Source organism: Oleiphilus sp. HI0061 (genome assembly GCF_001635675.1).
This window is the reverse complement of sequence record NZ_LWFE01001272.1, coordinates 1-1,115: the sequence shown is the minus strand read 5'-3', so window position 1 is coordinate 1,115 and position 1,115 is coordinate 1. Positions and strand designations below refer to the sequence as shown.

Below are 1,115 nucleotides of genomic sequence, written 5' to 3'. Positions count from 1 at the left end.
AGTGGCTATAATTACCTTTAACTTGCTCCAAAATTAGGAGGCAAAAATGGAACACTTATTTGAAAAACCAAAGCAGTTATTTGAATACCGTGTTTTTGCGCAAAACCGTGAAACTTCAGGTTACCTATGCTCTTACACTTGGAATGAGTTAATCGACCATAGAGCATCGCTCTTCAACATTGATAGTAAGTACCCAAGATATTTGGTAAAGCCAGAGATATTGACGCTACTTAATAATGAAAAATATTTACCCAGAAGGTTGTTGTTAGATTTAATGTGGAGTACTGGAGCAACTGTTTCTGAAGTTCTAGGTTTAAAGCGTGAAAGCTTTAAACGGTCAGGAAGTGTTATTTTGAAGCGGCTTCATAGTAGGGCTGGGAGGCCCACAAAAGCTCAGCAAGAAATGATCTCATCTCGATCTATCTCAATTAAAGATTCGGATCTAAAAGATCGTATTGAGTCTTACATTATTGGAAACCAAATTAAACACAATCAAAGACTTTTCGGTGTGGATCGACATACTGTAAATCGTCATATACATAAACTGGTCGAACGTTCGGGAGGCTCCCCCTTTAATATAACCGCTGAAACCTTTAGACATAGCTTTGCAGTGCATCTAATGCTCTCGGGAGTACCTCAAACTAGAATCAGAAAACTTTTGGGCTTAAAAAAGTACCATCAAATAGAAAAATATGAAAGAGCCATTCCCGAAGATGTTGATGATGTTTTAAGAGGTGTACTAGATAATTACCAATACCTGTGTCTTTATCTTTCTGAAAGCGGACGTTGGCGGTTTTTGTTTACTTTGGTCAAATTAGGCTAGTAATAGCTCTCTTAAGTCATAGCGTTAACATCATGTAATTTTTTGTAAACTTATGCTACATGAGTCACGGATTGCATTAGTGAATGATGTTTAAATGGACGTCCATTTTTTACGTACGTCAATCTATTGCCGGTGAAGTGTGTCGGCAGAATTTAACAAGGAAATTGTTTATGTCTAAGTTACTATGCGGTCTAGCAGCCGGTATTCTAGTAATCAGCTCTACAACAGCTAACGCTGGATTAATTGGAGATACGGTAGATATTAAAGACAGGTTTGGCACACAATCAGCCGT

General features: G+C 37.8%; 1 protein-coding gene. It reads left to right on the top strand.

Annotation, left to right across the window (positions count from 1 at the left end; all coding sequences use genetic code 11):
* Window positions 1-46 precede the first annotated feature (46 nt).
* Entirely contained in the window at window positions 47-823 is a 777-nt protein-coding gene (locus A3735_RS19995) for a tyrosine-type recombinase/integrase (RefSeq protein ID WP_068515027.1), read from the top strand.
* The last annotated feature ends 292 nt before the right edge of the window (window positions 824-1,115 follow it).